Source organism: Streptomyces sp. P5F9 (assembly GCF_057961495.1).
In genome coordinates, this window is sequence record NZ_JBXVPZ010000892.1 from 1 (window position 1) to 1521 (window position 1521).

The 1521-nt window shown below is 74.6% G+C and carries 1 protein-coding gene; it reads left to right on the plus strand.

What is annotated here, in order from left to right:
- Window positions 1-119 precede the first annotated feature (119 nt).
- Complete coding sequence (locus AC31A1_RS51235) at window positions 120-1349, plus strand: serpin family protein (protein ID WP_489659886.1); 1230 nt, start codon at window positions 120-122, stop codon at window positions 1347-1349.
- The last annotated feature ends 172 nt before the right edge of the window (window positions 1350-1521 follow it).

A 1521-nucleotide genomic window follows, 5' to 3' on the forward strand; every position in this document is an offset into this window, starting at 1 on the left:
GGACCGGGGCTGATCATCGGGGCGGGGCGGCCGACGATAGCCTTCCCGTGCGCGATCTTGTGATCGGGCGATCTTGCGCTACGGGACTCATGGGGGCGGAATTGGGAGCGGTCGGGGGGATGGCGGTTCAGGGCGCGGTGGTCGAAGGCACCACGCTCGGAGGGGCCGTCGACGCGGTCAACCGGCTGACGGCGCGTTGGGCCGAGTCGGCGACCGGGGGCACCGTGTTCTCGGCGGCCGGGGTGTGGCCGCTGCTGGCGTTTCTCGCCGACGCGGCGTCGGGCGCCGCGCGGGCGGAGCTGGCGGACGCGGTGGGGATGCCCGCCGGCCAAGCGGCCGCCGCCGCGCGGGAGTTGCTGGCCGCGATGGGGGCGATGCCCGGCCTGGACTCCGCGCTCGGACTATGGACCCGGCGCGAACTGGCCGTACGGGAGGAGTGGCGGGCCGGGCTGTCGGCGGGCACGCACGGTGTGCTCACCGAGGATCTTCCGGCCTCGCAACGGGCGTTGGACGCGTGGGCGGCCGAGCGGACGGGCGGGCTCATCGAGCGGATGCCGGTCACCTTGGACGAGGACGTGCTGATGGTCCTGGCGAGTGCGCTCGCGCTCCGGACCGAATGGCCGCGCCCCTTCCGCGAGTTGATGCTCCGCCCTGACTCCGGGCCCTGGCAGGGGCGGCAGTTGGCCGGCCTGCACCGCACCGGCGTCCGCCTCGACCGGGTCGGCGTGGTGAGCGGCCCGCACGGATACGTCACCGAGCTGAAAGTCCCCGGCGACAACGGGATCGACGTCCACCTGCTGCTCGGCGAGCAGCGCATGACGCCAGGTCAGGTGCTGGGCACGGGAGTTGACGTGCTGGCCCGCCGGCTCCCCGTCGTACCGAGCGGCCAACTCCCGTACGGCGACGTGGGACCGGGCCTGCGCGTCGAGCAACAGCGCTGCGCCACACCGCAACCGCCGGAGCTGTCCGTGACGACGGTGGCGTACGACATGCGGGCGCGGCACGATCTCCTGGACCTGCACGGCCTGTTCGGGCTGACGACGGCGATGGACACCGGCGCCGGCCACTTCCCCGGCATCAGCCCGGCCGCGCTGGCCGTCGGGCAGGCCGAACAGTCCACGATGGCCCAGTTCGGCGCCCTCGGCTTCCGCGCCGCCGCGGTGACCGCGGTCGCCGCGGCCCCCGGCGGCGCCCTGCCCGACCTCCGCTGTACGACCACCGTCGTCACGGCCCGCTTCGACCGCCCGTTCGGCTTCCTGGCCGTACACCGGGAGTCCCGCCTGATCCTGACGGCGGGCTGGGTCACGGATCCGACGCCGTACGGGAGCGGGGCGAATCCCGTGCGCTGACGCGGCGGTGTGTCCCCATCGGCCGGTGCCCGGCGGCCCGGGGCGAGCACCCGCCTCGCGACCGACCCCGTTCGCGGGAACCCTCTCGCACCCCACGCGCTGATCCGACGGCGTACCCTCATCGGCCGGTGGACAGCACCCGCCCTTCGACCGCCCCCGTCCGTGGGAACCC

Bases quoted from the DNA above. Each gene is read 5' to 3' on its own strand.
- AC31A1_RS51235 (WP_489659886.1), top strand. From the start codon at position 120: ATGGCGGTTCAGGGCGCGGTGGTCGAAGGCACCACGCTCGGAGGGGCC.